Genomic DNA, 524 nt, shown 5'->3' with positions numbered 1-524 from the left:
TGCGCCAGGCCATCGACCACGGCCTCTCGGGCGTCACCCACCTGTTCAACGCCATGTCGCCGCTGACCAGCCGCGAGCCCGGCGTCGTCGGCGCGGTGCTGGAGAACCAGGCCGTCTGGGCCGGGATCATCGTCGATGGCCGCCACGTCGATCCGGTCACCCTGAAGATCGCCCTGCGCACGCGCCCGCTGGACCGCTTCATGCTGGTCACCGACGCCATGCCCACGGTCGGTATGACCGACAAGCGCTTCGTCCTGCAAGGCCGCGAGATCACCGTGCGCGACGGCGTCTGCGTCGACGCCGCCGGCACCCTGGCCGGCTCCGACCTCGACATGGCCGCCGCCGTCCGCAACGCGATCTCGATGCTGGGCCTGTCGCTGGAAGAGGCGGTGATGATGGCCTCGGCCGCCCCTGCCGCGTTCCTCGGCCTCTCCCACCAGCGCGGCGCCATCGCCCCCGGCCTCGCCGCCGACTTCTGCCTGCTGGACGACGACCTCAACGTCGCGAAAACCTGGATCGACGGG

1 protein-coding gene is annotated in these 524 nt (G+C 71.2%); it reads left to right on the top strand.

All coding sequences use genetic code 11. The features are described 5' to 3' along the window. Window positions 1-524, top strand: a 524-nt coding sequence (locus tag AX690_RS16515) for an N-acetylglucosamine-6-phosphate deacetylase (RefSeq protein WP_156449709.1), incomplete at both ends; no start/stop codon positions are given.

It is taken from the genome of Caulobacter sp. CCH9-E1 (genome assembly GCF_001556515.1).
GTDB lineage: Bacteria > Pseudomonadota > Alphaproteobacteria > Caulobacterales > Caulobacteraceae > Caulobacter.
This window is presented reverse-complemented; position numbering and strand designations above follow the sequence as displayed.